The organism is Streptomyces sp. NPDC005878, assembly GCF_040629815.1.
In the GTDB taxonomy this organism is placed as follows: domain Bacteria; phylum Actinomycetota; class Actinomycetes; order Streptomycetales; family Streptomycetaceae; genus Streptomyces.
The window spans coordinates 1-23,115 of the sequence record NZ_JBEXWK010000046.1 but is presented as its reverse complement, the minus strand read 5'-3'; the positions used below and the strand labels follow the sequence as shown (position 1 = coordinate 23,115).

Sequence of the window (23,115 nt, the reverse complement as noted above, 5' to 3'; positions counted from 1 at the left end):
GCGCGTGACCGGGCCCGGCGCGGGCAGGGCCGCCCGCCCCCGCGCCTCAGCTCCGGAGGAACTGCGGCCCCATCGGGGGCAGCGTGAAGTCGGGGTCCGCCGGGTGCGCGGCCGCCGGCTGGGGATAGCCGTAGCCGGGCCCCGCCGAGGCGGGCTGCGGGTAGCCGTACGAGGGCTGGTGCGCCGGCGGGTGCTGGGGCGGCGCGGGCTGCGGATAGCCGTAGGAGGGCGGCGAGGAGGCCGGCAGCGGCGGCACATACGGCTGGGTGGTCTGCGGCTGCGGCTGCGGCTGCGGCTGCGCGGCGACCGGGACGGCCGGCGGCAGGGGCTGCGACACGTGCGCGGAGGGCGCCGGGGCCGCCCGGCCGTGCGTCCTCGCCCCGTCCGGGTTCTGGCTCCGGGCGCCGCCGGAGGAGGCGCTGTCGGACCCCTCCGCCTCGTCCTCGTCCACCGAGATCCCGTGCTCGGTCGCGAGCCCCACCAGACCGGTCGGATAGCCCTGCCCGACCGCGCGGAACTTCCACGTCTCGCCGCGCCGGTAGAGCTCGCCGCAGATGATCGCGGTCTCCTCGCCGGTCTCCGCCTTCACGTCGAAGACCGCCAGCGGCTCGGCGCCGCCCTGCCCCGCGTCGTACAGCAGGATCCGCAGGTCGCGCACGTGGCCGAAGCTCGCGCCGTCCGAGGAGGCGGTGACCAGGACGCGGTCGACGGACGGGTCGAGCGCGGCCAGATCCGCCTCGATGGTGTCGGTCAGACCGTCCCCCACCCGCTTCTTGGGCAGCCGCCGCACCAGGCCGGAGGGGTGGCGCGGCTGGTTGTAGAAGACGAAGTCCTCGTCGGAGCGCACACGGCCGTCGGCGGCCAGCAGCAGCGCCGAGGCGTCCACGTCCGGGACGTCGGCGCCCGGCGTCCAGCGGAGCACGGCGCGCACCGCCGTGGCGTCCAGCGGGACGTTGGATCCCTTCAGCATCGCGTGCGTCATGGTCGCCATCCTGCCTTCCCGCCGCCCGCACGGACAACGCGGGGGCCCGAGGGCGGCCTTGTCCCGCAGTCGAGCGGTACGTACCTTACGTACCGCGTCCGCGCGCGGCACCGGAAGGGCGCGGGCGGGTTACCTCGATTTCACGCCCTCGGGGAACTCCCGTCATGCGTTCGTACGTACTATTACCGGCCACCCGTCGCACTCAGTCCGGGCCATCGTTGCAGTACAGGGGAATCCATATGCGTCACTTCGGGCACGTTCCGCCTGCTGCTCGTAAGGACCTGTTCCACCGGGAGCCCGCCGAGTTCACCTCGGACTCTCCCGCGCGCGTGCTGTCGGCGGCCCTCGGGGCCACGCTCTACAGCCCCGCCACCCGCCCCGCGCTCGCCGACGACGTCCTCAAGCAGGCCCGCCGGAGCGTGGTCTCCATGGTGCTCTGCCTGGAGGACTCGATCGACGACGCCGAGGTCGCGGGCGCGGAGGCCAATCTGGTGCGCCAGTTCGCCGACCTCGACGCGCGCGACGCGCCTCTCCCGCTGCTCTTCATCCGGGTCCGCGAGCCCGCCCAGATCCCCGACCTGGTGCGCCGGCTCGGCTCCTCGGTCCGGCTGCTGTCCGGATTCGTACTGCCGAAGTTCACCGAGGAGCGCGGAGTGCCGTTCCTGGAGGCGCTGAGCGCGGCCGAGGCCGCGAGCGGGCGGCGGCTCTTCGCCATGCCGGTGCTGGAGTCGCCCGAGCTGCTCCACATGGAGACCCGCTGCGAGACGCTGACCGGCATCTCCCGGACCGTCGACAAGTACCGCGAGCGGGTGCTGGCGCTGCGGCTCGGCGTGACCGACTTCTGCTCGGCGTACGGGCTGCGCCGCTCGCCGGACATGACGGCGTACGACGTGCAGATCGTGGCCGGGGTGATCGCGGACGTGGTCAACGTGCTGGGCCGCGCCGACGGCACGGGCTTCACCATCACCGGCCCGGTGTGGGAGTACTTCCGGCTCCAGGAGCGCATGTTCAAGCCCCAGCTGCGGCGCAGCCCCTTCCTGGAGGGGCGCGCGGAGGAGCTGCGCGCCACGCTGATCGAGCACGACATCGACGGCCTGCTGCGCGAGATAGAGCTGGACCGCGCCAACGGACTGCTCGGCAAGACCTGCATCCACCCCTCGCACGTGGTGCCGGTGCACGCGCTCTCCGTGGTCAGCCACGAGGAGTACAGCGACGCCCGGGACATCCTGCGGCCCGACCGGGGCGGGGGCGGAGTGCTGCGCTCCGCGTATACGAACAAAATGAACGAAGTGAAGCCGCACCGCGCCTGGGCCGAGCGGACCCTGCTGCGCGCCGAGGTCTTCGGCGTCGCCAACGAGGACACCGGTTTCGTGGAGCTGCTCACCGCCGGCCTCGCCGGATGAGCGGGACGGGACGGCCGGGACGGGATGATCGAGGCGGGATGACCGAGGAGGAGAGTATCGACGGCGTGGGTGTCTGGTCGGGAACATGGGTCGCCGAGCGGCTCGGAGTCGAACTCCAGGGCGACGAGCGGTTGCCCGAGCTGCTGGGCCTCGCCCTGCGCCGCAACCCCAAGCGCGCGCATCTGCTGGTCTCCAGCGTGCTGGGCAAGCATGTGCCGCAGTGGCCCTCGCGGGTGTACGGGGCGGGGTTCGCGCTGGGCGAGGAGGTGCGGGAGCTGCTGGGCCCGCAGGCGTCCGGCGCGGTCGTCCTCGGCTACGCGGAGACCGCGACGGGCCTGGGGCACGCGGTGGCGGACGGCATCGGCGTGGTGCCCTGCCTGCACTCCACCCGGCGCCCCGTCGAGGGGGTCGCCCGCGCGGGCGGCTTCGAGGAGTCCCACTCCCACGCGACCTCGCACCTGCTGCTGCCCGAGGACCCGGGGCTGCTCGCGGGGGACGGGGTGCTGGTGCTGGTCGACGACGAGTTCTCGACCGGCAACACGGTCCTGAACACGATCAGGGCGCTCCACGCGCGCTATCCCCGGTCGCGGTACGTGATAGTCGCCCTGGTCGACATGCGCTCCCCGGCGGACCGCGGCCGCCTGTCCGCGTTCGCCTCGGAGATCGGGGCGGAGGTGAACCTGGTGACCCTCGCGGCAGGAACGGTTCTCCTGCCGGAGGGGGTGCTGGAGCGGGGGGTGGCGCTGGTGGCGGAGCATGAGGCCGCTGCCGCCGCCGGCGTGCGTGAGCCGGACGGGGCGCAGGCCGGGGGAACGTCGCCCGGCGACGGGGTCCCGCTGTGCCCACCCGTCCCGCCCAGCGGGACGACTGCCCACAGCGGGGCCGGGGCCGGAGGCGTGCGTGTCGCCGGGGGCGGTGCGGGCCCGGGGGAGGGCGGGCGCAGCGGAGCGGTCCGCTCCGATCCGGTCACCGTCGACCTCGCCTGGCCGCCCGGTCTCCCCGACGGCGGCCGGCACGGGTTCACCCCCGAGCACCGGGCCGTGCTCGAAGAGGCGCTTCCCGGGATGGCCGCACGGCTGAGGCGCGCCCTGGGCGACACCCCCGGCCGTACCCTCGTCCTCGGGTTCGAGGAGCTGATGTACGCCCCCCTGCGCCTCGCCCTCGCCCTGGAGCACCTCGGCACGGACGTCCGCTTCTCCACCACCACCCGGTCGCCCGTCCTCGCTGTCGACGACCCCGGCTACGCCATTCGCACCCGCCTGGTCTTCCCCGCCCACGACACCCCCGGCGACGGCCCCGGCGAGCGCTACGCGTACAACGTGGCGGGCGCCGGCTTCGACAGCGTCGTGGCCGTCGTCGACTCCGTCGCCGACACCCCCGCCCTGCACGCCCCCGACGGCCTGCTGGCCCAGCTCGCCGCGCACATCCCGCACGTCGTGCTGGCCGTCGTCCCCTCGTACGTACCCGAAGGTGCCCCCATGCCCGAGCCCCTGCCCGACCCCCTGCGGGGGCCCGCCTTCTCCTCGTACGCGCCGGACGAGGTGGGCTGGCTGCTCAAGGACCTGTCCGGGGTGGAACTGGAAGCGCCGACCGAGGAGCGCGAGGAGGCGATCCAGAGCGGCGGCGCCCACTACGCGGAGTCGCTGCCGGTCGAGTACCAGCCCTCGCCCCAGTACCAGGAGCTCTTCCGCGCGGCCCTGGACTCCTCGGCCGAGCGCATCGCCCGCGCCGTGGGCGTCGTCACCGAGACGGTGCTCGCCGAGCGGTCGCCCCGCCCGGTCCTGGTCTCCCTCGCCCGCGCCGGCACCCCCGTGGGCGTCCTGATGCGCCGCTGGGCCCGGCACCGGCACGGGTTGGACCTGCCGCACTACGCCGTCTCCATCGTGCGCGGCCGCGGCATCGACACCAACGCGCTGCGCTGGCTCGCCGCCCACCACGACCCCGCCGACGTGGTCTTCGTCGACGGCTGGACCGGCAAGGGCGCCATCACCCGCGAACTGGCCGCGGCGGTCGACGAGTTCGCCGCGGCCTCGGGACTCGACCGCTTCGACCCGGAGATCGCGGTCCTCGCCGACCCCGGCTCGTGCGTGCGCACCTACGGCACCCGCGAGGACTTCCTGATCCCGTCCGCCTGCCTCAACTCGACCGTCTCCGGACTGATCTCACGCACCGTGCTGCGCGCCGACCTGATCGGCCCCGGCGACTTCCACGGCGCCAAGTTCTACCGCGAACTGGCCGGTGCCGACGTCTCCACGGACTTCCTGGACGCCGTCGCCGCCCGCTTCGACGAGGCCGCCGCCGACGTCGACCGCGAGGCCAAGGCGCTCCAGGGCGCCGACCGCAGCCCCACCTGGGAGGGCTGGGCCGCCGTCGAGCGGATCAGCGAGGAGTACGGCATCCACGACGTCAACCTCGTCAAGCCCGGTGTCGGCGAGACCACCCGCGTCCTGCTGCGCCGCGTCCCCTGGAAGATCCTGGCCCACCGCGGCGCCGGAGCCGACCTCGACCACGTACGCCTGCTCGCCGAGCAGCGCGGGGTACCGGTGGAGTGGGTCGAGGACCTGCCGTACAGCTGCGTCGGACTGATCCACCCCCAGTACACGCGCGGGGCGACCGGCGCCGACGGCAAGGCGGTGGCCTCCCGATGAGCACCCTCATCGCCAGCGACCTGGACCGCACGCTGATCTACTCGGCGGCGGCCCTGGACCTGACCATGCCCGACCCCCGGGCCCCGCGCCTGCTCTGTGTGGAGATCCACGAGCACAAGCCGCTCTCGTACATGACCGAGAACGCCGCCACCCTGCTCGCCGCCCTCAAGACCGACCCGGACACGGTCTTCGTGCCCACCACGACCCGCACCCGCAAGCAGTACCAGCGCATCCAGCTGCCGGGCCTGCCCGCGAAGTACGCGATCTGCGCCAATGGCGGCCAACTCCTCGTCGACGGAGTCGCCGACCCCGACTGGCGGCGGCAGGTGGACCGGCGGATCGCCGACGAGTGCGCCCCGCTCGCCGAGGTGCGCGCCCACATCTCGGCCGCCGCCGACGCGTCCTGGCTGCGCAAGGAGCGGGTCGCCGAGGACCTGTTCGCCTACCTCGTGGTGGAGCGCGCGCTGCTGCCCGGCCAGTGGGTCGAGGAGCTGGCCGCCTGGGCCGGGGAGCGCGGCTGGACGGTCTCGCTCCAGGGCCGCAAGATCTACGCCGTCCCCGGGCCGCTCACCAAGAGCGCGGCCGTCCACGAGGTGGCCCGGCGCACCGGCGCCCGGCTCACCCTGGCCGCCGGGGACTCGCTCCTCGACGCGGACCTGCTGCTCGCCGCCGACGAGGGCTGGCGCCCGGGCCACGGCGAGCTCGCGGACGCCGGCTGGCGGGCGCCGCACGTCGACGTCCTCGACGAGCGCGGCGTGCTGGCCGGCGAGGAGATCGTGCGCCGGTTCGCCGCCCGCGCCACGGCGGCCCGGGTCGCGCCCGTGCGGCCCTGACCGGTCCATACTCGCCCCCATGAGCAAGGGAAACACGACCAGGATCACGGACGAGCTGTACGCGTACATGCTGGCGCACAACCCGCCCCTGGACGCGGTGCAGCGCGAGCTCGTGGAGACGACGTACGCCCGGCTGCCCGGCCACGCGGGCATGCAGTCGGCCGAGGAGCAGGCGCCGCTGCTGGAGTTCCTCGTCCGGATGGCGGGCGCGCGGCACGTGGTGGAGGTCGGGACCTTCACCGGGTTCTCCGCGCTCGCCATGGCGCGGGCACTGCCCGACGACGGAACGCTGATCGCGTGCGACATCTCGCGGGAGTGGACCGACTACGCGCGCGAGGCCTGGACGAAGGCGGGCGTGGCGCACAAGGTGGACCTGCGGATCGCCCCGGCGGCCGAGACCCTGCGGGCGATGCCGGCCGAGCCGCACATCGACTTCGCCTACCTGGACGCGGACAAGGACAACTACATCGCGTACTGGGAGGAACTGGTGCCCAGGATGCGGCAGAACGGCCTCATCGCCGTGGACAACGTGCTCTTCCACGGGGAGGTCGTGGACCCGGCGGCGACCGGTCCCGCCGCCGGGATCCAGCGGTTCAACGAGCACGTGCGGCAGGACGCGCGGATGGACAGCGTCATGCTCACCGTGGCGGACGGGCTGACGCTGGCCCGCAAGCGCTAGCCCTCAGCAGCAGCCCCCGCCGCCGCAGCAGCCGCCCCCGCCGCCACCGGCGGAGGGCGCGGGCGCCGGCGCGTTCCTGGACATGCCGCCCACGGACACCGTGGACAGCAGCTTCACGGTGTCCTCGTGCCCGGCCGGGCAGGTCGCGGGCGCGGCGGAGTCGGCCATCGGACGGCTGAGCTCGAACGTGTCGCCGCAGGAGCGGCAGCGGTAGTCATAGCGAGGCATGGCCCCAGGCTAACGGGCCCGGGGCGGCGAGGGGGAGCCGTTCGCGGCCCGCCGCCTCAGCGGATGGGCCGCTCCCGCACGGCCCCCGGCTCCGAGCGCGCCTCCGCCTCGCGCCGCGCCCGCCAGTACGGGTTGTCGTGCGGCAGGGCACTGCCGACCCGGCCGTACATCCCGAAGACCATCAGCGCCAGGCCCACCAGGAAGCTGAAGATCACGTTCTGCATCTTGAAGGCGAGGAAGTTCGCCGAGCCGCGGTCGAGCAGGGCCAGGTTCACGAACCCGCTGATCAGGAAGAGCACGCCGAGCGACATGTTCATCCAGGAGGCCACGTTGCCGCCCTTGACCATGCCGTACAGCAGCAGCGCCCCCACGACGATCGAGATCACGCTGAGCGTGCCGTTGGTGCTCAGCCCCGCGACCTCCTTGCCGCCGGTGTCGAAGAAGCCGATGTTGTGGGTGAGGCCCAGGATGCCGAAGACGAGCAGGAAGAGCCCCATGAGCCCGGCGCCGAACCGGTACACCCGGCTCAGCCGGTGGTCGACCGGCAGGTGCTCGTCGAGGGACACGTGGGGCGCGCGCCGCGGGTGGCGCAGGTGGTGAAGCGGCTGGGTGGCCATGGGCGGCCTCCTCGTCTCGTCCGTACCCCCAAGGATCCGCCCGTGACGCGGGGGCGACAACTCCTCCGGTGACGCCCCGTGACGGCGCTCAGGCCCCGTGCCCCCGCTCCTCGCGGATCAGGGCCACCACGCCCGCGGCCGCGCGGCGGACCTCCTCGGTCTCGGTGAGGAAGTGCCAGTAGTCGGGGTGGCGGCCTTCCAGCGTGGCGATCGCGCGCTCCAGGCGCGCCACGGCCCCGTCCAGCGGGGCGGCGTGCCGCGGGTCGGGGGTGGAGCGGCCCGCCATCGCCAGGCGCTGCGCGTCCCGGATCGCGAACCGCGTCCGCTCGATCTCCTGCTGCGGGTCCTTCGCCACGGCGTCGAGCCGCCGCAGCCGGTCCCCGGCGGCCGAGACCGCCTCGTCCGTGGCGTTCAGGAGCGCCCTGACCGTGCTGAGCCGGGAGGTGGCGTCGGCCCAGCGCTGCTCGGCGCGCGCGGCGGCGGCCTCCTTCAGCTTCTCCTCGGCCTGCGCGACGTTCACCAGCGCCTGGTCGGGGACCTGCTGGAGGTCCTGCCAGCAGGCGGCCGAGAAGCGGCGGCGCAGCTCGCTGAGGACCGGCTCGACGGTCCCGGCGCGGGTGGTCAGCGCCTGCGCGCGGGTGCGCAGCGAGACCAGCCGGCGGTCGATCTCCGCGGCCCGCTCGGGCAGCCGGTCGGCCTCGGCGCGCACGCCCTCGGCCTCCCTCAGCACCCGGTCGGCCCGCTCCAGGGTCTCGGGCACGCCGTGCTGTCCGGCGCCCTGGTTGAGCCGGGTCAGCTCGGGGCCGAGCGCGGCGAGCCGGGCGGCGAGATCGTCCGCTCGCAGTCCGGACGCCCGCACCGAATCGAGAGCGGTGCTCGCGGCGAGGAGCGCCTGTCGCGCCCGCTCCACGGCCGGCGCGAGGCGGGCCAGCTGCGTCTCGGCGGTGGAGAGCAGCGGCCCCAGGCTCTGCTCGAACCGGTCGAGCTCGCCCTTGACCCGGACGAGGTCGTCCTTGGCCTTCGTCAGCTCGCCCCGGGCCCGGGCGGCCACCGAGGCGTCCAGGTCGTCACGGTCCAGGTCGTGCGCGTCGACGGCGGTGATGTAGTCGTTGCTCACCTCGTCGATCCGCCGGCCGAGCGCCGCGAAGTCGTCCACGGCCTTGCGGGCGCGCGGCGAACTGTCCACGGCGGTGATCGTCTCGATGGAGATCCGCAGGTCGCGCTGGGCGGTGTCCAGTTCGTAGAAGGCGGCGGCCGCCGCGTCCTTGGCCGCCTGCGCGTCCGCCCGGACGCTCTCCCCGCGCCCACCGAACCACCGCCGCGTCCCGCCGCCGGCGAAGGCCCCGGGCAGCAGCGCCGCCCCGAGCACCAGCGGCAGCGCGACGAGCGCGAGCGCGTCCGCGAGGGTCCGCCGGGCTCCCGCTCCGGCACCGGGGACGATGGCACCCGCTCTGCTGTACGGCCGCGCGTGTGTCGCCGTCACATCCCTCTCCCGTGCCGTGTCCGCCTGCCGGTTCATTCTCCCACCAGGTAAGGACGAACACACCGGCCGATTAGTTCGCACCCGCCCGCAGCGGCCCCCTCCCACCACCGCCACCACCACCCGCCCGCCCCGCCGCCGCGAACGGGTTTGCGGCCCCGCCCGGGGGGCCATGTACGCTGTTCCCTCATCCACGGATGCCACGGGCGTGTAGCTCAGGGGTAGAGCGCTGCTCTTACAAAGCAGATGTCGGCGGTTCGAAACCGTCCATGCCCACCCGGAACCGAAGGCCCCCGCCGACCACGGCGGGGGCCTTCGGCGTGCCCGGCGCCCCGAGGACCGGCTCTCAGCCGCCCGCCGGGCGCCCGCACCGCAGGTTCCAGCGGCCCGAGCGGCCCGAGAGTTCGGTCAGGGTCAGCGGGGCCACGTCCAGCCGCCAGAACGAGGCGGGGGGCAGGGCCAGGGCGTGGGTGACGGCCGCGCGGACCACCGCGGGGGAGGCGACCGCGAGGACGCGCCCGCCCGCCGCGGGCAGCGTGTCCAGCCACGCGCCCACGCGCGCGACCAGCGCGAGCAGGCTCTCCCCGCCGTGCGGCGCCGCCGCGGGATCGGTGAGCCAGGCCCGTACCCCCGTCGGCTCCTCGGCGCTCAGCTCGTCGAGGCGCCGCCCCCGCCAGGTGCCCAGGTCCCAGTCGGCCAGGGCCGGTTCGTCGCCGGTGGGCAGGCCGTCCGCCAACGCGTAGCGGGAGGAGGGCGGTTTCAGCCGGCGGGCCGGCACCGGCAGGGCCGCCACCGCGTCCTTGACCCGGCGCAGGGCGTCCTCGTCCGGGCAGGCCGCGTCGTCGCCGACTCTCGCCTCGCGCGCGTAGCGGTCGGCCGGGGGTGAGATCAACATCACGCGTACGGTCATGGGACAAGCAGAGCACGGCCGTTCACGCACGCGGCGCGGGGGCCGCGCCCCCGCGCGCCGTAGCGGCGCGGTCCGCCACGCGGTACGGTCTCGTCGACATAAAGACGGTGTGAAGGAAGCCCGGTGAGATTCCGGCACGGTCGCGCCACTGTGAACCCGGCCGGCCCCCAACAGGGGGCGGGGACGGGGAAGTCAGACCCACCACCGTCGACAAAGGCACCAATGACCGGGACGCGTGTTCCCCAGGAGGTTCTGCCGTGGCTCTCTCCGCCCCTGCGCCCAGCGCCGAAGCAACGCCGGCCATCACCCCCATCTCGCTCAAGGCCATCGCTCCCTGGGCCCTCTTCTTCGGCATCCTGATGCTGGTGCTGCTCTACTTCGTCGGCTCCGAGCAGGGCGCCACCAGCGTCTTCTCCGGCGAGAACGTCCACGAGTGGCTGCACGACGGACGCCACCTGCTCGGCTTCCCCTGCCACTGAGACCAGGGGAACCACACGTGAACTCCCTGTCCGTCAGAGCCCTGCTGGTGCGGGGCATGATCGCCGGACTCGCGGCGGGCGCCCTGGCGCTCGTCGTGGCGTACCTCCTGGGTGAGCCCCGGGTGGACGCGGCGATCGACTTCGAGGAGGCGCACGCCCACGAGCACGGCGAAGAGGTGTTCAGCCGCACCCTCCAGGCCACCGGCGGCCTCGCCACCGGTGTGCTCGTGTTCGGCGTGGCCATCGGCGGTATCGCCGCGCTCGCGTTCTGCGTCGCGCTCGGCCGTATCGGCCGGTTCGGTCCGCGCGCCACGGCGGCGTTCGTCTCGCTCGGGGCCCTCCTGACCGTCTACGTCGTCCCGTTCCTGAAGTACCCGGCGAACCCGCCGTCCGTCGGCGACCCCGACACCATCGGCAAACGCACCGCCCTGTACTTCCTGATGATCGCGCTGAGCGTGCTGCTCGCCGTCGCCGCCGTACTCCTCGGCAGACGGCTCGCGCCGCGCCTGGGCAACTGGAACGCCACCGTCGCCGCCTCGGCCGCCTTCCTGGCCGCCGTGGGGCTCGCGTACGCGTTCCTGCCCGCCGTCAACGAGGTGCCCAAGGACTTCCCGGCGATGCTGCTGTGGAAGTTCCGCCTGGCCGCGCTCGCCATCCAGGCCACCTTGTGGACCGGCTTCGGACTGGTCTTCGGCCACCTCGCCGAACGGCTCCTGGTGCCCGGGCCCGCCCGGGCCGAACGCGGGGGCACGGGCACACCGGCCGAAACCGCCGCAAGCGTCCAGGGCGTCCCAAGCGTCCAGGGCGTCGACGGCAAGGCCGCGCCCGCCCACTGACCGGCGCCGCATGGACGAGGGCCCCGGACCGTCATCGGTCCGGGGCCCTCGCGCGCGTGGATCGTGCCCGGCCGCCCGCCGCGCTGGGCGGCGGCGCCCGGTGGCGCTCGGTCAGTCGGGGCGGCGCGCGGAGAACAGACGGATGTGCCGCTCTCTGCGGTAACGCCGCTCCCACCGGGCCATCTGGTCCCGGCGGGCGCGATAGGTCCGGTAGTCCGTGTCGGTGCCGCGGCCGGCTCCACCGGCTCCGGACGAGCCGCCGGACGGTGCCGTGGAGCGGCCACGGCGCCGGGCGCTGAAGAGTACGGCCACCACGGCGACGCAGACCACCACGCCGCCGGGACTGAAGCCGAAGCCGTACAGGACCAGCGCCAGGACGAGAAGCAACAGGATCATGGCGTGTTCCTCTGGGGACGGATCGGGGGCTCCCCTGGCCCCCGGCGCCCTCCAAGCTACTCCGCGGCGGCGGGAGTTGGCCTGCGCGTTATGTACGAGCCGGCGCCCCGCGGACCCCTGTGAACTCCACGGACCCCTACAGCCCCCGCAGCCGCTCCATCTCCCGGCGGTCCCGCTTGGTCGGGCGGCCCATGCCCCGGTCGCGGACGCCCGCGGCCAGCACGTCCGCGCGGGCGGGCGGCGGCGGGCTGTTGTCGACGTAGGTCTCGGCCGCGACGGCCGCGCCCACCCGCTTGCGGATGACCTTGGCGACCACGACGATCCGCTCCCGCCCGTCGAGGCGCAGCCGCACCTCGTCGCCCGGCTTCACGGTGTGCGCGGGCTTGACGCGCTCGCCGTTGAGCTGGACGTGCCCGGCCCGGCAGGCCGTCGCCGCCTGCGAACGCGTCTTGGTGAGCCGGACCGACCAGATCCAGCTGTCGATGCGCACGGGCTGGGTGGGCCCCACCGGTGCCGGCGCCACCGCCGGTGTGCCCGGCGCCCCGGCCCGCTCTGCCTTCGCCTCGTCTGCTGCCGCCATGCCTCCGACTCTACCGAGGCGGTCGTCCACCGAGACCGTTGTCAGTGGTACCCGTCACACTTGAGGCATGTGCAGAAGCATCAAGACACTCAGGCCGCCGGCCCTCCCCGAGGAGGCCACCGATGACGAGATCCGCGCGGCGGCTCTCCAGTACGTGCGCAAGGTGTCCGGCTTCCGGGCGCCGGCCGCCCACAACCAGGAGGTCTTCGACCGGGCGGTGGACGAGATAGCGCGGGCCACGGCTGAGCTGCTGGAGGGCCTGGAGATCCGGGGAGTGCCGGTCAGGACGCCGGCGTAGGCGCGCCCGCGGGCGCGGGGCGGCGCATGACGTAGGCGGCGAGGGAGCCCGCGGCGAACAGGGCGAGGACGGAGATGCCCGTGCCCAGCCAGGTCGCGCCGAGCCAGCGTCCGCCGAAGTAGCCGAGCCCGACGCTGTATCCGGCCCAGGCCACCCCGGCGAGGGCGGACCACGGCAGGAACTCCTTGGGGGTGCGGTGCGCCGCGCCCGCGCCGAGCGACACGACGGACCGGCCCGCCGGGGCGAACCGGGCGATGACGACGAGTGCGCCGCCGCCCCGGCTCAGGGCGGCGCCGAGACGTTCCTGTGCGCGGGTCAGCCGGCGGGAGCGGGCGATGGCGCGGTCCAGCCGCGCCCCGCCGCGCCAGGCGAGGCGGTACGCGACGAGGTCGCCGAGCACGGAGGCCGCGGCGGCGCAGGCGGCGAGGAGCAGCAGGTCGGGGACGTCGCGTATGGCGTGCGGGGCCCCCGCGGCGGTGGTCGACCCGGCCGCCGCCGAGGTCGCGGCGGTGATCACCAGGACCCCGCTGGGCAGGACGGGGAGGAACACGTCGAGGAGGACGGAGACAGTCACCACGGCATAAATCCATGGGCTGCCGGTCAGCAACCCCACACTCTCCAGCACCACGACCCCCGAACGGAATGCGTCCCGCTGCCGCTGTCCGCGGCCGGGTCGCTGTACAGCCGTACAGCGTACGCCTGGGGCGCGTGGGGATTCCGTTCGGGGGTGGGAAGCGACCGGCGGGCCGAGGGACGGCCGCGCGGGTGCCGGTGCGTCAGCGGGCGGTGCCCGCGGGGGCCGCGGTGGCGGTGGCGTTCGGCGCGCCTGCGGTGGCGCGGCCGCGGCGCAGCCCGTCGAGGGCGAGCGCGCCGGGGCCGGTGAAGACGAGCAGCAGGAAGGCCCAGGCGTACATGGCGGACGCCTCGCCGCCGTTCTGGAGCGGGAGCAGCGCGCTGGACTGGTGGACGTCGAAGTAGGCGTACGCCATGGAGCCCGAGGAGAGGAAGGCGGCCGGGCGGGTGAGGAATCCGGCCATGATCAGCACGCCGCCGACGAGCTGGATGACGGCCGCGTACCAGTTGGGCCAGGCACCGGTCGCGACGGTGCCGCCGGTCCCGGCCGCGCCGCCGAACCACCCGAAGAGCGAGGCGGCGCCGTGGCAGGCGAAGAGGAAGCCGGTGACGATGCGGAAGAGACCCAGGACGTAGGGCTTGGCGCGCTCGACGGGCAGCGCGGCGACGAGGGTGGGGGAAGCCATGGGGGACGGGCTCCTTCGGTGTGGGGGACGGGGCCGTGGAGCCATCAGGTTAGGTAGACCTGACTAGTGCTTGCAAGTTCAAGTTTAAGTAGATGACTCAATTCCGGTTGATGTTGGCTGGAATTCATCTTTACGGGGGCCCTACGGGACATGTGGCAAACACGCCGGGCCGCGGGGTCACGGGGGGTGGCCCGGTGGCGGCGCGGGGTCTGCATATGCCGCCGCCCTCCCCGGCGCCGTGACGGGCGCCGGGGAGGGCGGGGGAGGAGGTGCGGTGCGGGAGGTCCGGTGCGGAGGTCCGCTGGTCCGGGCCGCGGGCTGTCCGGGCCGCCGGGCTGTCAGCAGCCGTTGAGCACGGACTGGAGCGCGGACTTCTCGGCGGAGTCGACGGTCAGGTTGTAGTAGTGCTTCACGTCCACCCACATCCGGGCGTACGTGCAGCGGTACGCCGTGCGCGAGGGAAGCCACTCGGCCGGGTCCTTGTCGCCCTTCGCCTGGTTGACGTTGTCGGTGACGGCGATCAGCTGCGGCCGGGTCAGGTCGTTGGCGAAGCCCTGGCGCTGCGCGGTCGTCCAGGAGCTCGCGCCCGAGCGCCAGGCCTCGGCGAGCGGGACGACGTGGTCGATGTCGAGGTCGGCGGCGGCCGTCCAGGTGGCGCCGTCGTATTCGGAGTACCAACTGCCGCCGGTCGCCGCGCAGCTGGAGTCCGTGGTGACGTTGCTGCCGTCGCGCTTGAGGACGACCTCGCGGGTGTTGCAGGTGCCGGACTGGGTGATCCAGTGCGGGAACTTGGAGCGGCTGTAGCCGTCCGACGAGCCCTCGGCGGTGGCGGGCATGGCGGCGAGATAGCCGCGCGCGGTCGCGGCGCTGACCGGGGCGGGGGGTGCGGCCTGGGCGCCGGGGGCGGCGAGCAGGCCCGCGGTGGCGAGCAGGGCGGCGGAGGCGGTGAGCGCGGAGATCCTGGCGGCGTGACGCGCGTAGACACCTGACATGCGAACTCCCTTGATGTGGGGGGACCTTGGCCGGGCGCGGGGGTGCGCGGCCCGGTCATCGTGGCGGCACCGGGTTTCGGCCAGGTGGGCGCCAGGTAACAGAGTGACGACATGGGCACGTCACATCAAGGGCTGCGGCGCTTCCCGTCCTCCTTGATCACCCTTGTCCCGCAAGGGAACTGACGCCCTGTATGCCGGGCATGCGCCACCTGGTGCGGAGGCCTTTCCCGGCCCCTTCCCCGGCGTACGGTGGGCGCGTGCTGCTGCCCGTGAATGTCACGCTCGGGGTCGTTCTCGCCGTACTGCTCCTGGTCGCGGCCGGTGTCGCCGCACTGGCGCGGCTGGGCCGGGCGCGGGAGATCCTGGTCGCGGGGGTGCGGGCGGCCGTCCAGCTCGCGGTGGTGGCGAGCGCGATCCGCTGGGTGGTCGGCTCCGTGCCGCTGCTGCTCTGCTTCCTGCTGCTGATGTACGCGGTGGCGGCGCGTACGGCCGGGCGGCGGCTGACGCCCAACACCACCTGGCGGTGGGCCGCGCTGCCGATCGCCGCCGGGGTGGCACCCGTGGTCGGCGTGCTGCTGCTCACCGGGCTCGTCCCGGTCAGGGGCATCGCGCTCATCCCCGTCACCGGCATCCTCATCGGCGGCGCGCTCACCGCGACGGTCCTGGGCGGGCGGCGCGCGCTGGACGAGCTGACCGTGCGGCGCGGGGAGGTGGAGGCGGGGATGGCGCTCGGCCTTCCCGACCGGGACGCCCGCCTCGAGGTGGCCCGGCCCGCCGCCTCCGACGCGCTGCTGCCCGGGCTCGACCAGACGCGGACCGTGGGGCTGGTCACGCTGCCCGGCGCGTTCGTCGGCATGCTGCTCGGCGGGGCGTCACCGGTGCAGGCGGGCGCGGTGCAGCTGTTCGTGCTGGTCGCGCTGATGGCGGTACAGGCGGTGGCGGTCTCGGTGGTGCTGGAGCTGGTGGCGCGGGGGAGGGTGCACCGGGCGGGGTGACGCGGCGGGAGCTGTGTGCGGGGCGCGGTGCGGCGGGCGCGGTGCGTCCGGATGGGGGGAGGGGACCTTGGTCCCTGCGGGTGCGGGCCGGGGTCACGTATCCTGGACGAGCAGAAGGGGAGTAGCTCTTCGCCGGACCGTCGACATACTGCTGGAACCTCCCCAGGGAGCGACCGGCCGGCGCCCGGAGGCAGGCCCGCGAGGGTCAGCCAGCGAGACCTTCGGCCGCAGTGTCCATGTCCGTGATTGCTTCATGGCGCTGCCGTGCCGAAGCGACCCCGGATTCCCTTTCGCGAAACGCTCTCGGTACGGCCGCGCCGCGCCCGACCGATTGAGGAACTTCTCCGTGTTCAGCTTCACCGTCCTGGCGATCACCTTCGGTGTGGTCTTCCTCGCCGAGCTCCCCGACAAGACCGCGCTCGCGGGTCTGATGCTCGGCACCCGCTACAAGGCGTCGTACGTGTTCGTCGGCGTCGCGGCGGCCTTCCTGCTGCACGTGGCGCTGGCCATCGCGGCGGGCAGCGTGCTGACCCTGCTGCCGCACCGGCTGCTCCAGGCCATCGTGGGTGTCCTCTTCCTCGCGGGCGCGGCGATGCTGCTCTTCAAGAAGGACGAGGAGGAGGACGGGGTGAGGGCCCCGGCCGACCAGTCGTTCTGGAAGGTGTCCGGGGCGGGGTTCATGCTGATCCTGGTCGCCGAGTTCGGGGACCTGACGCAGATCATGACGGCGAACCTGGCCGCCCGGTACGACAGCCCGCTGTCGGTGGGGCTGGGCGCGGTGCTGGCGCTGTGGGCGGTCGCGGGGCTCGGGATCGTGGGCGGGCGCACGCTGATGAAGTACGTACCGCTGCGGCTGATCACGAAGGTGGCGGCGGCGCTGATGGCCGCGCTGGCGGGGGTCAGCCTGTTCGAGGCGGTCACCGGCTGACGCGCGCGTGTCCCTGGGGGCGGGGACGGGGGCGGGGCGGGGCCGGGGGCTGGCTGGGTGGCTTTCGGCTGCGGGCCGTTGTGGCTGGTCGCGCGGTTCCCCGCGCCCCCGGGGGTGCCGTCCCCTGGGGGCTTCCCCGCGGACGGCCCCCGGGGGCCCCGGCTACGGCGTGATCGTGAGGGTGAGCTCCCCCGTACGGGCCTGCGTCACCGTGACGTGCGTCAGGTCCGGGACGTGCGTCGTCGGGTGGTGGGCCGCCGCCCGGGGGCCCACGCCCACGACCCGCATGCCCGCCGCGAGGCCCGCCTCGATACCCGCCTGCGAGTCCTCGAAGACGACGCAGTCCGCCGGGTCGAAGCCCAGCTCGGCGGCGCCCTTGAGGAAGCCCTCCGGGTCCGGCTTGCTCGCGCCGACGTGCTCGGCCGTGACGCGTACGGCCGGCACCGGGAGTCCGGCCGCGCCCATCCGGGCTTGGGCCAGCGGCTCGTTCGCCGAGGTCACCAGGGCGTGCGGGAGTCCGGCGAGGGAGGCCATGAAGGCGGGGGCGCCCGGGACCGGGACGACGCCGTCGGTGTCGGCCGTCTCCTCGGCGAGCATCACGCGGTTGTCCGCGAGGTTCTGCTCCATCGGGCGGTCGGGGAGGAGGACCGCCATCGTGGCGTAGCCCTGGCGGCCGTGGACGACCTTCAGCGCCTCCTCGGGGTCCAGCCCGTGCTCCACGGCCCAGCGGCGCCAGCAGCGCTCGACGACGGCGTCGGAGTTGACGAGCGTGCCGTCCATGTCGAGGAGGAGGGCGCGGGCGGTGAGGGTGGTGGGCGTGGCCGTCATCGGCGGACTCCTGGGTGCGGGAGCGGAGACAAGTGGCTCCGCCCGCCGGTCAGGGAATACGGGCGGAACCACTTTGTTCCATCACGATACAAAACAAAGGGTGGAATGGTCCAACCGGGGGACGCGGGGACGCGGGGGCGTGCGGGGGTGCCCGGGGTGGGCGCCCGGGGCCGGCGTCCGGGGCCCGTGCCCGGTGCCCGGGGCGGGTGCCCCTGTGGCCGCCCTAGGAGGTCTGCGCTTCCAGGGCCCTGCGGGTCTCCGGGCCGTAGACGCCCGGGGGGTCGCTCTGGAGGCCCATGTACGACTGGTACGTCCGCACCGCGTTCTCCGTCTTGGAGGTGAAGCGGCCGTCGATCCTCCCGTTGTAGATCGTCAACTGGGCCAGCCGGTCCTGGAGTTCCGCGACCTCGGGGCCGCTGTCGCCACGGCGCAGTACGGGGGCGGTGGCGGGGGGCGGGGCCGGGGCGGTGGTGGTGGTGTCGACGGTGCCGGTGATCTGGGACGGGGTTGTCGCGGCGGGTGCGACGGGACGGCGGGGCTGGGTGGGGGTCGGCTGGTGCTTGGCCGTACGGGTGGGGGTGGGGGAGGGGGAGGGCTTGCGGGGGGAGGTGGTGCCGGTGGGGGTGCGGGGGGTGTGGGGGCTGCTCGGTGCGGAGGAGGTGGAGGTGGGGGTGGCTTCTGTGTACGGGGCGGTGCTGACGGTGGTGGCCGCGCCCGCTTCGTCGCCGTCGCCGCCGCCGAGGAGGGCGTTCGTGGCGAAGGCGGTGGTGGCTATCGCTGCGGCGGCGAGGGTGAGCCAGAGGGGGCGGTTCCGGGTGCGGGTGCGGGTGCGGGTGTGGGTGCGGTTGCTGTTGCCGGTGGTCGGGTGCGGGTTGTCTGTGGCTGGGCGCGCAGTTCCCCGCGCCCCTGGGGACTGGGCGTGGTTCGTCGGGTGCCGGTCGTCGTGGGCTGGGTGCGCAGTTCCCCGCGCCCCTGGGGGGATGGGGTGATCGGTGTTGAAGGGTGCGGCCGGGGTGTGGTTCGTCGGGTGCGGGTTGTCTGTGGCCGGCCGCGCCGTTCCCTGCGCCCCCGGGGGTGTGGCCGGGGTGTGGTTCAGGGGGTTCAGGGTTACGTACGGCCTGATGCGCAGGGGGTCGAAGTCCTCCGGCGGGGTCGGTGCCGGGCAGGCGCAGTTCGGGCTGTCCATGGGCTCGCCGTAGGCGTCGCATTCAGGACATGCGTGTCCCGTCATCTTGGGTCCCCTCCCCTTGAGCTGCCTGCGATTATGCAGGTCCAGGGCGGGGCGTCGGAGGCGGCCCCGGGCTGCCCGGCAGGCCATATTCGGACATTGCTATCAGGATGGAGGGAGGCGGCCCGCGGACGGCGACAGAGAGGGGCGGCCCATGGCTCAGGAAACGGCCCCCACCGCACTCTCCCCGGGGGGCGGGCCCGGCGCCGGGCACGAGCGGCGGACCGTGCTCGTCGCCATCGGTGCGCTGCTCCTCGGCATGCTGCTGGCCGCGCTCGACCAGACCATCGTCTCCACCGCCCTGCCGACCATCGTCAGCGAGCTCGGCGGGATGGAGCACCTGTCGTGGGTCGTCACCGCGTACATGCTCGCCTCCACCGCCGCGACCCCGCTGTGGGGCAAACTCGGTGACCAGTACGGCAGGAAGAAGCTGTTCCAGGCCGCCATCGTGATCTTCCTGGTCGGCTCGGCGCTGTGCGGGATCGCGCAGGACATGGGGCAGTTGATCGCCTTCCGGGCGCTCCAGGGCCTGGGCGGCGGCGGGTTGATGGTCCTGTCCATGGCGATCGTGGGCGACCTCGTCCCGCCGCGCGAACGCGGCCGGTACCAGGGCCTGTTCGGCGCCGTGTTCGGCGCGACCAGCGTCCTCGGCCCGCTGCTCGGCGGGCTCTTCACCCAGCACCTCAGCTGGCGCTGGGTGTTCTACGTCAACCTGCCGGTCGGCGTCGTCGCGCTCCTGGTGATCGCGGCGGTCCTGCACATCCCCGTGCACCGCACCCGCCACACCATCGACTACCTCGGCACCTTCCTGATCGCCTCCGTCGCCACCTGCCTGGTCCTCGTCGCCTCGCTCGGCGGTACCACCTGGGCCTGGAGCTCGGCGCAGATCATCGGGCTCGCGGTGCTGGGGGCGGTGCTGCTCGGCGCGTTCGTCGCCGTCGAGCGCAGAGCCGCGGAGCCCGTCCTTCCGCTGAAGCTGTTCCGTATCCGCACCTTCACGCTCGTCGCCGTCATCAGCTTCGTCATCGGCTTCGCGATGTTCGGCGCGATGACCTATCTGCCGACGTTCCTCCAGGTCGTCCAGGGCGTCACCCCCACCATGTCCGGCGTGCACATGCTGCCGATGGTGTTCGGGCTGCTGCTGACCTCGACCGTGTCCGGCCAGATCGTGTCGCGTACGGGCCGGTGGAAGGTCTTCCCGATCGCCGGCACGGCCATCGTCACCGTCGGCCTGCTCCTGCTGCACCGGCTCACCGAGGCCAGCTCCACGTGGGAGATGAGCCTGTACTTCTTCGTCTTCGGCGCCGGGCTCGGCCTGGTGATGCAGGTGCTCGTCCTGGTCGTCCAGAACGCGGTGGCCTACGCCGACCTCGGCGTCGCCACCTCCGGGGCGACCTTCTTCCGCTCGATCGGCGCCTCGTTCGGCGTGGCGATCTTCGGCACGGTCTTCACCAACCGGCTGAACGGCAAACTCGCCGACGCGCTGGCGGGCCGCGAACCCCCGGCCGGCACGGGACCCTCGCAGCTCGCCGCCGACCCGCGCACGATCGCCCAACTGCCGCCGTCGTTGCGCCCCCCGGTGCTGCACGCGTACGCACAGTCGATCACCGATGTCTTCCTCTACGCGGTGCCGGTGACGCTGCTCGCCTTCGCCATCGCCTGGTTCCTGCGCGAGGACAAGCTGCGGGGCGCGGTCACCGCGCCCGACGCCAGCCAGACCGTGGCGTCCAACCCCGTCGAGCGTTCGTCGTACGACGAGTGCGCGCGGGCGCTGTCGGTGCTCGGCACCCGCGAGGGCCGGCGCGCGGTCTACGAGAAGATCACCGCCAGGGCCGGCCTCGACCTGCTGCCCGCCGCGAGCTGGCTGCTGCTGCGTGTGCAGCGGCACGGATCCGCCGAACCGGCGGCCCTGGCCGAGCACACGCCCGTACCGCTCACCGTGATCACGGAGGGCGGGCGGCAGTTGGAGGAGCGCGGGCTGGCCCGCCGCGAGGGGAGGGTGCTGGTCGCCACCGAGAGCGGGCGCGCGACCGCCCTGCTGCTCGGCCGGGCCCGCGAGGAGTCGCTGGCGGAACTGCTCGGCGACTGGTGGGGCCCGGAGCGCCCGACCGACCTGGTCAAGCTGGTGGAGGAGCTGACGGCCGAGCTGTCCGGCTCGGACGGGGAGCTGCCGCGGGGGCCGCGGCCGCACCGCGACCACATGCGGTGAGAGGGGTGCCGCATGTGGTGTGCGGGGTGCCGCATGCGGTGCGGGGTGCCGCATGTGGTGCGGGGGGCGCTTCGTTGCGGTGCGCCTCCCCGCTCCGGCGCTCACAGCTCCTTGGCGAACCACCGTTCCGCGTACGGGCGTTGGGCGTAAGGATCGATCTCGCGATAGCCGTTGCGCGCGTACAGCGCCCGCGCCTCGACCAGGTCATGGCGGGTGTCCAGGGCCACGCGGCGCGCGCCCAGCCGGCGCGCGGCCGTCTCCAGGGCGGTCAGCAGGGCCGCGCCGCCGCCGGTGCCGCGCAGGTCAGGGCGTACGTAGACGCGGGTCAACTCGGCGGTGGCCGGGGCGGAGCCGTCGATGACCGGGGCGGTCTCGCAGAGCAGGACCCCGCCGCACGCGCCGGCCACCCCGTCGCGGCGGCCGACCACGAAGTCGCCCAGCGGGGGCCGCAGCCGGTCGGCGCCGTCGTCCGCCAGGCCCTGCTCGATCTCCTCGGCGGTGGCCGGGCGGCCGTACCAGCGGCTGGCCACCTCGTCGTAGTACTCGCGGCGGAGCAGCGCCGCGTCGGGGGAGTCGTACGGCTCGCGGTTCATGATCCAACTCATGGCGTCTGCCTACCCGACGCAGGCACCGTTTGGCCACCGAATTCCAGGCAACCCGGCGGACAAGGACCAACTCACCGGGAAGGCACACATGTCCACGATCGTGATTGTCGTCCTGATCGCGGTGCTCGCCCTCGCCGTGCTCGCCGTCGTCGTCCGGTTCGCGCTGCGCGGGTCGGCGACCGGGGGGCGCGGGCTGCGCAAGCGCTTCGGTCCCGAATACGACCGGGCGGTCGTCCTGCACGACGGGGACCGCCGGGCCGCCGAACGCGAACTCACCGAGCGGCTGAAGCGGCACGGTTCGCTCTCCGAGCGTCCGCTGACGCCCGAGGTCCGCGAGCACTACCTCGCGCGCTGGGCGGGCATCCAGGAGCAGTTCGTCGACTCGCCGCGGCGGGCCGCGGAGGCGGCCGACCAGCTGGTGGCCGCGCTCGCCGAGGAGCGGGGCTTCCCGGCGGCGAAGGCGTACGAGGAGCAGATCGCGGCGCTGTCCGTGCACCACGCCGGGCAGCTCGACGGCTACCGCCGGGTGCACCGCGCGGCGCGGGGCACCGGTGACACCGAGGAGATCCGGGAGGCGGTCATCGAGGCCCGCAGCCTGTTCGAGGAGCTACTGACGGCCGGGCCGCGCCACGCCCAGCCGGCGCGCCGCCCGGTTCTGCCGCGGCGCCATGCGAAGGGGGCGGTGTGATGCGGCACCACGACGAATCGGCGGCAGCGGGCGCGGGGGCGGCGCCCCGGTCCGAACGGGGCCCGGACGAGGCCGCGGCCCCGGCCGCGCCCCAAGTGGCCCCGGCGGTACGGGCGTCCGACCCGGGGGTACGGGATGCCGGTGCGGGTTCCGGTGCGGGTTCCGGTGCGGGTGTGCCGGGGTCCGGTGCGGCGGGTCGGGCTCCGGAGCCGGGGCTGAGCGTCCCCGAGCCGGGCACGGGCGCGTCGGCCTCGGCCTCGGCCTCGGCGATGGTGCCGGGCGAGCAGCCCGCGCCGCCTCCGCCGGCCGAACTCGCGCCGTCCGCCCTGCTCCCCACGGAGGAGCGCGACAAGTGGGCGCTGCGGCTGCACCGGGCGGTGACGGGGTTCGTCGACGAGCCCCGCAAGTCGGTGGAGGAGGCGGACGCCGTACTGGGCGAGACGGCCGCGCGGATCGCGGAACTCGTGAAGGAACGCCGACGGGATCTGTCCGCGAAGGGCGACACGGAGGAGTTGCGGCTGGCGCTGCGGGAGTGCCGTGAGCTGACGGAGCGGATGCTGGAGCTGTAACGCCGGGTGGTGGCTGAGGCTGCGTCTCGGGCCGCGGTGAACCCCCTCAGGGGCGCGGCCCCAGCGGACCCCCGGACGAAGTCGGACGGTTGCGGGGGTCTGGTCGCGCAGTTCCCCGCGCCCCTGGGTGCCCGTGCCCGAGCCGGATTTCCCGGCTCGGGCGGGCGTGCTTGGGTGGACCTCCGGATGTAGTCGGACGGTTGTGGCGGGTTGCTCGCGCAGTTCCCCGCGCCCCTAGGCGGACGGGGTACACCCAGCCGTGCCACCCGGCCACCACGGCTTCGCCCGGCACGGCTCCTGTTCACCTGCGGGCCGGTGGGTGGCTGGTCGCGCAGTTCCCCGCGCCCCTAAAAGCAGGCACCTCCTGCCTCCCCGGCGAGGCACGGCATTCCAGCCCCTCCGGCGTTTGAGGAGCGGGGTCCGGGGCGGAGCCCCGGGAGGGGCC

Annotated in this window: 25 protein-coding genes, 1 tRNA gene and 1 riboswitch; of the genes, 13 read left to right on the top strand and 13 right to left on the bottom strand. The window is 74.1% G+C overall.

Annotated elements, in window-relative coordinates; translation table 11 throughout:
• Positions 1-46: 46 nt before the first annotated feature.
• Positions 47-982, bottom strand: coding sequence for a TerD family protein (locus tag ABZ404_RS37870; protein WP_358835651.1), 936 nt, complete (start codon positions 980-982; stop codon positions 47-49).
• Positions 983-1,221: 239 nt separating this feature from the next.
• Between ABZ404_RS37870 and ABZ404_RS37865 the strand changes: the two genes are divergently transcribed.
• Genes ABZ404_RS37865 through ABZ404_RS37850 form a run of 4 tightly spaced genes read left to right on the top strand, consistent with a single transcriptional unit; the run spans position 1,222 to position 6,545 of the window.
• Positions 1,222-2,385 carry an HpcH/HpaI aldolase/citrate lyase family protein gene (locus ABZ404_RS37865; RefSeq protein ID WP_358835652.1) on the top strand — a complete coding sequence of 388 codons (1,164 nt, stop codon included), beginning with the start codon at positions 1,222-1,224 and terminating at the stop codon, positions 2,383-2,385.
• A 38-nt stretch (positions 2,386-2,423) separates the two neighbouring features.
• Positions 2,424-5,033 carry a phosphoribosyltransferase gene (locus tag ABZ404_RS37860; protein WP_358835653.1) on the top strand — a complete coding sequence of 870 codons (2,610 nt, stop codon included), beginning with the start codon at positions 2,424-2,426 and terminating at the stop codon, positions 5,031-5,033.
• The gene (locus tag ABZ404_RS37855; RefSeq protein ID WP_358835654.1) at positions 5,030-5,866 is read left to right on the top strand and encodes an HAD family hydrolase; all 837 of its coding nucleotides are present in this window, start codon (positions 5,030-5,032) and stop codon (positions 5,864-5,866) included. The genes ABZ404_RS37860 and ABZ404_RS37855 overlap by 4 nt, the downstream gene beginning before the upstream one ends.
• Positions 5,867-5,885: 19 nt before the next feature.
• On the top strand, positions 5,886-6,545 hold the full coding sequence (locus ABZ404_RS37850; RefSeq protein WP_358835655.1) for a class I SAM-dependent methyltransferase: 660 nt from the start codon (positions 5,886-5,888) through the stop codon (positions 6,543-6,545).
• 3 nt (positions 6,546-6,548) lie between these two features.
• Here the strand turns inward: ABZ404_RS37850 and ABZ404_RS37845 are convergent, their stop codons facing one another.
• From ABZ404_RS37845 to ABZ404_RS37835, 3 genes are all read right to left on the bottom strand, one after another.
• Positions 6,549-6,773: a zinc ribbon domain-containing protein gene (locus ABZ404_RS37845; RefSeq protein WP_358835656.1), complete on the bottom strand. Its 225-nt coding sequence runs from the start codon at positions 6,771-6,773 to the stop codon at positions 6,549-6,551.
• 56 nt (positions 6,774-6,829) lie between these two features.
• Positions 6,830-7,390, bottom strand: coding sequence for a DUF4383 domain-containing protein (locus ABZ404_RS37840; protein WP_358835657.1), 561 nt, complete (start codon positions 7,388-7,390; stop codon positions 6,830-6,832).
• Between the two features lie 88 nt (positions 7,391-7,478).
• The gene (locus tag ABZ404_RS37835) at positions 7,479-8,873 is read right to left on the bottom strand and encodes a hypothetical protein (protein ID WP_358835658.1); all 1,395 of its coding nucleotides are present in this window, start codon (positions 8,871-8,873) and stop codon (positions 7,479-7,481) included.
• Positions 8,874-9,074: 201 nt separating this feature from the next.
• Here ABZ404_RS37835 and ABZ404_RS37830 point away from each other — a divergent pair.
• A tRNA-Val gene (locus ABZ404_RS37830) sits at positions 9,075-9,146 on the top strand.
• 70 nt (positions 9,147-9,216) lie between these two features.
• Here ABZ404_RS37830 and ABZ404_RS37825 read toward each other — a convergent pair.
• A complete protein-coding gene (locus ABZ404_RS37825) occupies positions 9,217-9,780 on the bottom strand; it encodes a histidine phosphatase family protein (protein ID WP_358835659.1) in 564 nt (187 codons plus the stop codon).
• 88 nt (positions 9,781-9,868) lie between these two features.
• A riboswitch (cobalamin riboswitch) is annotated at positions 9,869-10,004 on the top strand.
• 33 nt (positions 10,005-10,037) lie between these two features.
• On the opposite strand from ABZ404_RS37825, the gene ABZ404_RS37820 reads away from it, so the two are divergent.
• The gene (locus ABZ404_RS37820; RefSeq protein WP_358835660.1) at positions 10,038-10,259 is read left to right on the top strand and encodes a CbtB-domain containing protein; all 222 of its coding nucleotides are present in this window, start codon (positions 10,038-10,040) and stop codon (positions 10,257-10,259) included.
• A gap of 17 nt (positions 10,260-10,276) precedes the next feature.
• Positions 10,277-11,095, top strand: a complete 819-nt coding sequence (locus ABZ404_RS37815) for a CbtA family protein (RefSeq protein ID WP_358835661.1) — start codon at positions 10,277-10,279, stop codon at positions 11,093-11,095.
• A gap of 111 nt (positions 11,096-11,206) precedes the next feature.
• Here ABZ404_RS37815 and ABZ404_RS37810 read toward each other — a convergent pair whose 3' ends face one another.
• Both ABZ404_RS37810 and ABZ404_RS37805 read right to left on the bottom strand, forming a co-directional pair.
• Positions 11,207-11,491, bottom strand: a complete 285-nt coding sequence (locus tag ABZ404_RS37810; RefSeq protein ID WP_358837730.1) for a hypothetical protein — start codon at positions 11,489-11,491, stop codon at positions 11,207-11,209.
• Between the two features lie 136 nt (positions 11,492-11,627).
• Complete coding sequence (locus tag ABZ404_RS37805) at positions 11,628-12,071, bottom strand: RNA-binding S4 domain-containing protein (protein ID WP_358837731.1); 444 nt, start codon at positions 12,069-12,071, stop codon at positions 11,628-11,630.
• A 67-nt stretch (positions 12,072-12,138) separates the two neighbouring features.
• Here ABZ404_RS37805 and ABZ404_RS37800 point away from each other — a divergent pair, with 67 nt between their 5' ends.
• Positions 12,139-12,369 carry a DUF2277 domain-containing protein gene (locus ABZ404_RS37800; protein WP_358837732.1) on the top strand — a complete coding sequence of 77 codons (231 nt, stop codon included), beginning with the start codon at positions 12,139-12,141 and terminating at the stop codon, positions 12,367-12,369.
• Here the strand turns inward: ABZ404_RS37800 and ABZ404_RS37795 are convergent.
• The 3 genes from ABZ404_RS37795 to ABZ404_RS37785 all read right to left on the bottom strand — a co-directional run bounded on the left by ABZ404_RS37795 (position 12,353) and on the right by ABZ404_RS37785 (position 14,620).
• A complete protein-coding gene (locus tag ABZ404_RS37795; protein ID WP_358991614.1) occupies positions 12,353-12,994 on the bottom strand; it encodes a VTT domain-containing protein in 642 nt (213 codons plus the stop codon). The genes ABZ404_RS37800 and ABZ404_RS37795 overlap by 17 nt on opposite strands.
• A gap of 151 nt (positions 12,995-13,145) precedes the next feature.
• The gene (locus tag ABZ404_RS37790) at positions 13,146-13,628 is read right to left on the bottom strand and encodes a DoxX family protein (protein WP_358837733.1); all 483 of its coding nucleotides are present in this window, start codon (positions 13,626-13,628) and stop codon (positions 13,146-13,148) included.
• 338 nt (positions 13,629-13,966) lie between these two features.
• Entirely contained in the window at positions 13,967-14,620 is a 654-nt protein-coding gene (locus ABZ404_RS37785) for an HNH endonuclease family protein (RefSeq protein WP_358836562.1), read from the bottom strand.
• 257 nt (positions 14,621-14,877) lie between these two features.
• Here ABZ404_RS37785 and ABZ404_RS37780 point away from each other — a divergent pair, with 257 nt between their 5' ends.
• Both ABZ404_RS37780 and ABZ404_RS37775 read left to right on the top strand, forming a co-directional pair.
• A complete protein-coding gene (locus ABZ404_RS37780) occupies positions 14,878-15,615 on the top strand; it encodes an ABC transporter permease (RefSeq protein WP_358836563.1) in 738 nt (245 codons plus the stop codon).
• Between the two features lie 346 nt (positions 15,616-15,961).
• On the top strand, positions 15,962-16,543 hold the full coding sequence (locus ABZ404_RS37775; RefSeq protein ID WP_358836564.1) for a TMEM165/GDT1 family protein: 582 nt from the start codon (positions 15,962-15,964) through the stop codon (positions 16,541-16,543).
• Between the two features lie 162 nt (positions 16,544-16,705).
• On the opposite strand, the gene ABZ404_RS37770 is transcribed toward ABZ404_RS37775, so the two are convergent.
• Positions 16,706-17,371, bottom strand: coding sequence for an HAD-IA family hydrolase (locus ABZ404_RS37770; protein ID WP_358836565.1), 666 nt, complete (start codon positions 17,369-17,371; stop codon positions 16,706-16,708).
• A gap of 223 nt (positions 17,372-17,594) precedes the next feature.
• The gene (locus tag ABZ404_RS37765) at positions 17,595-18,557 is read right to left on the bottom strand and encodes a peptidoglycan-binding protein (protein WP_358836566.1); all 963 of its coding nucleotides are present in this window, start codon (positions 18,555-18,557) and stop codon (positions 17,595-17,597) included.
• A gap of 196 nt (positions 18,558-18,753) precedes the next feature.
• Between ABZ404_RS37765 and ABZ404_RS37760 the strand changes: the two genes are divergently transcribed.
• A complete protein-coding gene (locus tag ABZ404_RS37760) occupies positions 18,754-20,808 on the top strand; it encodes an MFS transporter (RefSeq protein ID WP_358836567.1) in 2,055 nt (684 codons plus the stop codon).
• Positions 20,809-20,909: 101 nt separating this feature from the next.
• On the opposite strand, the gene ABZ404_RS37755 is transcribed toward ABZ404_RS37760, so the two are convergent.
• A complete protein-coding gene (locus tag ABZ404_RS37755) occupies positions 20,910-21,413 on the bottom strand; it encodes a GNAT family N-acetyltransferase (RefSeq protein ID WP_358836568.1) in 504 nt (167 codons plus the stop codon).
• 88 nt (positions 21,414-21,501) lie between these two features.
• On the opposite strand from ABZ404_RS37755, the gene ABZ404_RS37750 reads away from it, so the two are divergent.
• Both ABZ404_RS37750 and ABZ404_RS37745 read left to right on the top strand, forming a co-directional pair.
• Positions 21,502-22,101 (top strand): hypothetical protein, encoded by a 600-nt coding sequence (locus tag ABZ404_RS37750; protein WP_358836569.1) that lies wholly within the window; start codon positions 21,502-21,504, stop codon positions 22,099-22,101.
• Positions 22,101-22,670: a hypothetical protein gene (locus tag ABZ404_RS37745; RefSeq protein ID WP_358991611.1), complete on the top strand. Its 570-nt coding sequence runs from the start codon at positions 22,101-22,103 to the stop codon at positions 22,668-22,670. Before ABZ404_RS37750 ends, ABZ404_RS37745 begins: the two co-directional genes overlap by 1 nt.
• Positions 22,671-23,115: the final 445 nt, after the last annotated feature.

Excerpts from the sequence above, each read along its gene's own strand:
- ABZ404_RS37850 (WP_358835655.1), top strand. The coding sequence starts at position 5,886 with ATGAGCAAGGGAAACACGACCAGGATCACGGACGAGCTGTACGCGTAC.
- ABZ404_RS37760 (WP_358836567.1), top strand. The coding sequence starts at position 18,754 with ATGGCTCAGGAAACGGCCCCCACCGCACTCTCCCCGGGGGGCGGGCCC.
- ABZ404_RS37840 (WP_358835657.1), bottom strand. The coding sequence starts at position 7,390 with ATGGCCACCCAGCCGCTTCACCACCTGCGCCACCCGCGGCGCGCGCCC.
- ABZ404_RS37745 (WP_358991611.1), top strand. The coding sequence starts at position 22,101 with ATGCGGCACCACGACGAATCGGCGGCAGCGGGCGCGGGGGCGGCGCCC.
- ABZ404_RS37855 (WP_358835654.1), top strand. The coding sequence starts at position 5,030 with ATGAGCACCCTCATCGCCAGCGACCTGGACCGCACGCTGATCTACTCG.
- ABZ404_RS37770 (WP_358836565.1), bottom strand. The coding sequence starts at position 17,371 with ATGACGGCCACGCCCACCACCCTCACCGCCCGCGCCCTCCTCCTCGAC.
- ABZ404_RS37810 (WP_358837730.1), bottom strand. The coding sequence starts at position 11,491 with ATGATCCTGTTGCTTCTCGTCCTGGCGCTGGTCCTGTACGGCTTCGGC.
- ABZ404_RS37845 (WP_358835656.1), bottom strand. The coding sequence starts at position 6,773 with ATGCCTCGCTATGACTACCGCTGCCGCTCCTGCGGCGACACGTTCGAG.
- ABZ404_RS37790 (WP_358837733.1), bottom strand. The coding sequence starts at position 13,628 with ATGGCTTCCCCCACCCTCGTCGCCGCGCTGCCCGTCGAGCGCGCCAAG.
- ABZ404_RS37765 (WP_358836566.1), bottom strand. The coding sequence starts at position 18,557 with ATGGACAGCCCGAACTGCGCCTGCCCGGCACCGACCCCGCCGGAGGAC.
- ABZ404_RS37800 (WP_358837732.1), top strand. The coding sequence starts at position 12,139 with ATGTGCAGAAGCATCAAGACACTCAGGCCGCCGGCCCTCCCCGAGGAG.
- ABZ404_RS37825 (WP_358835659.1), bottom strand. The coding sequence starts at position 9,780 with ATGACCGTACGCGTGATGTTGATCTCACCCCCGGCCGACCGCTACGCG.
- ABZ404_RS37750 (WP_358836569.1), top strand. The coding sequence starts at position 21,502 with ATGTCCACGATCGTGATTGTCGTCCTGATCGCGGTGCTCGCCCTCGCC.
- ABZ404_RS37865 (WP_358835652.1), top strand. The coding sequence starts at position 1,222 with ATGCGTCACTTCGGGCACGTTCCGCCTGCTGCTCGTAAGGACCTGTTC.
- ABZ404_RS37805 (WP_358837731.1), bottom strand. The coding sequence starts at position 12,071 with ATGGCGGCAGCAGACGAGGCGAAGGCAGAGCGGGCCGGGGCGCCGGGC.
- ABZ404_RS37870 (WP_358835651.1), bottom strand. The coding sequence starts at position 982 with ATGACGCACGCGATGCTGAAGGGATCCAACGTCCCGCTGGACGCCACG.
- ABZ404_RS37785 (WP_358836562.1), bottom strand. The coding sequence starts at position 14,620 with ATGTCAGGTGTCTACGCGCGTCACGCCGCCAGGATCTCCGCGCTCACC.
- ABZ404_RS37860 (WP_358835653.1), top strand. The coding sequence starts at position 2,424 with ATGACCGAGGAGGAGAGTATCGACGGCGTGGGTGTCTGGTCGGGAACA.
- ABZ404_RS37755 (WP_358836568.1), bottom strand. The coding sequence starts at position 21,413 with ATGAGTTGGATCATGAACCGCGAGCCGTACGACTCCCCCGACGCGGCG.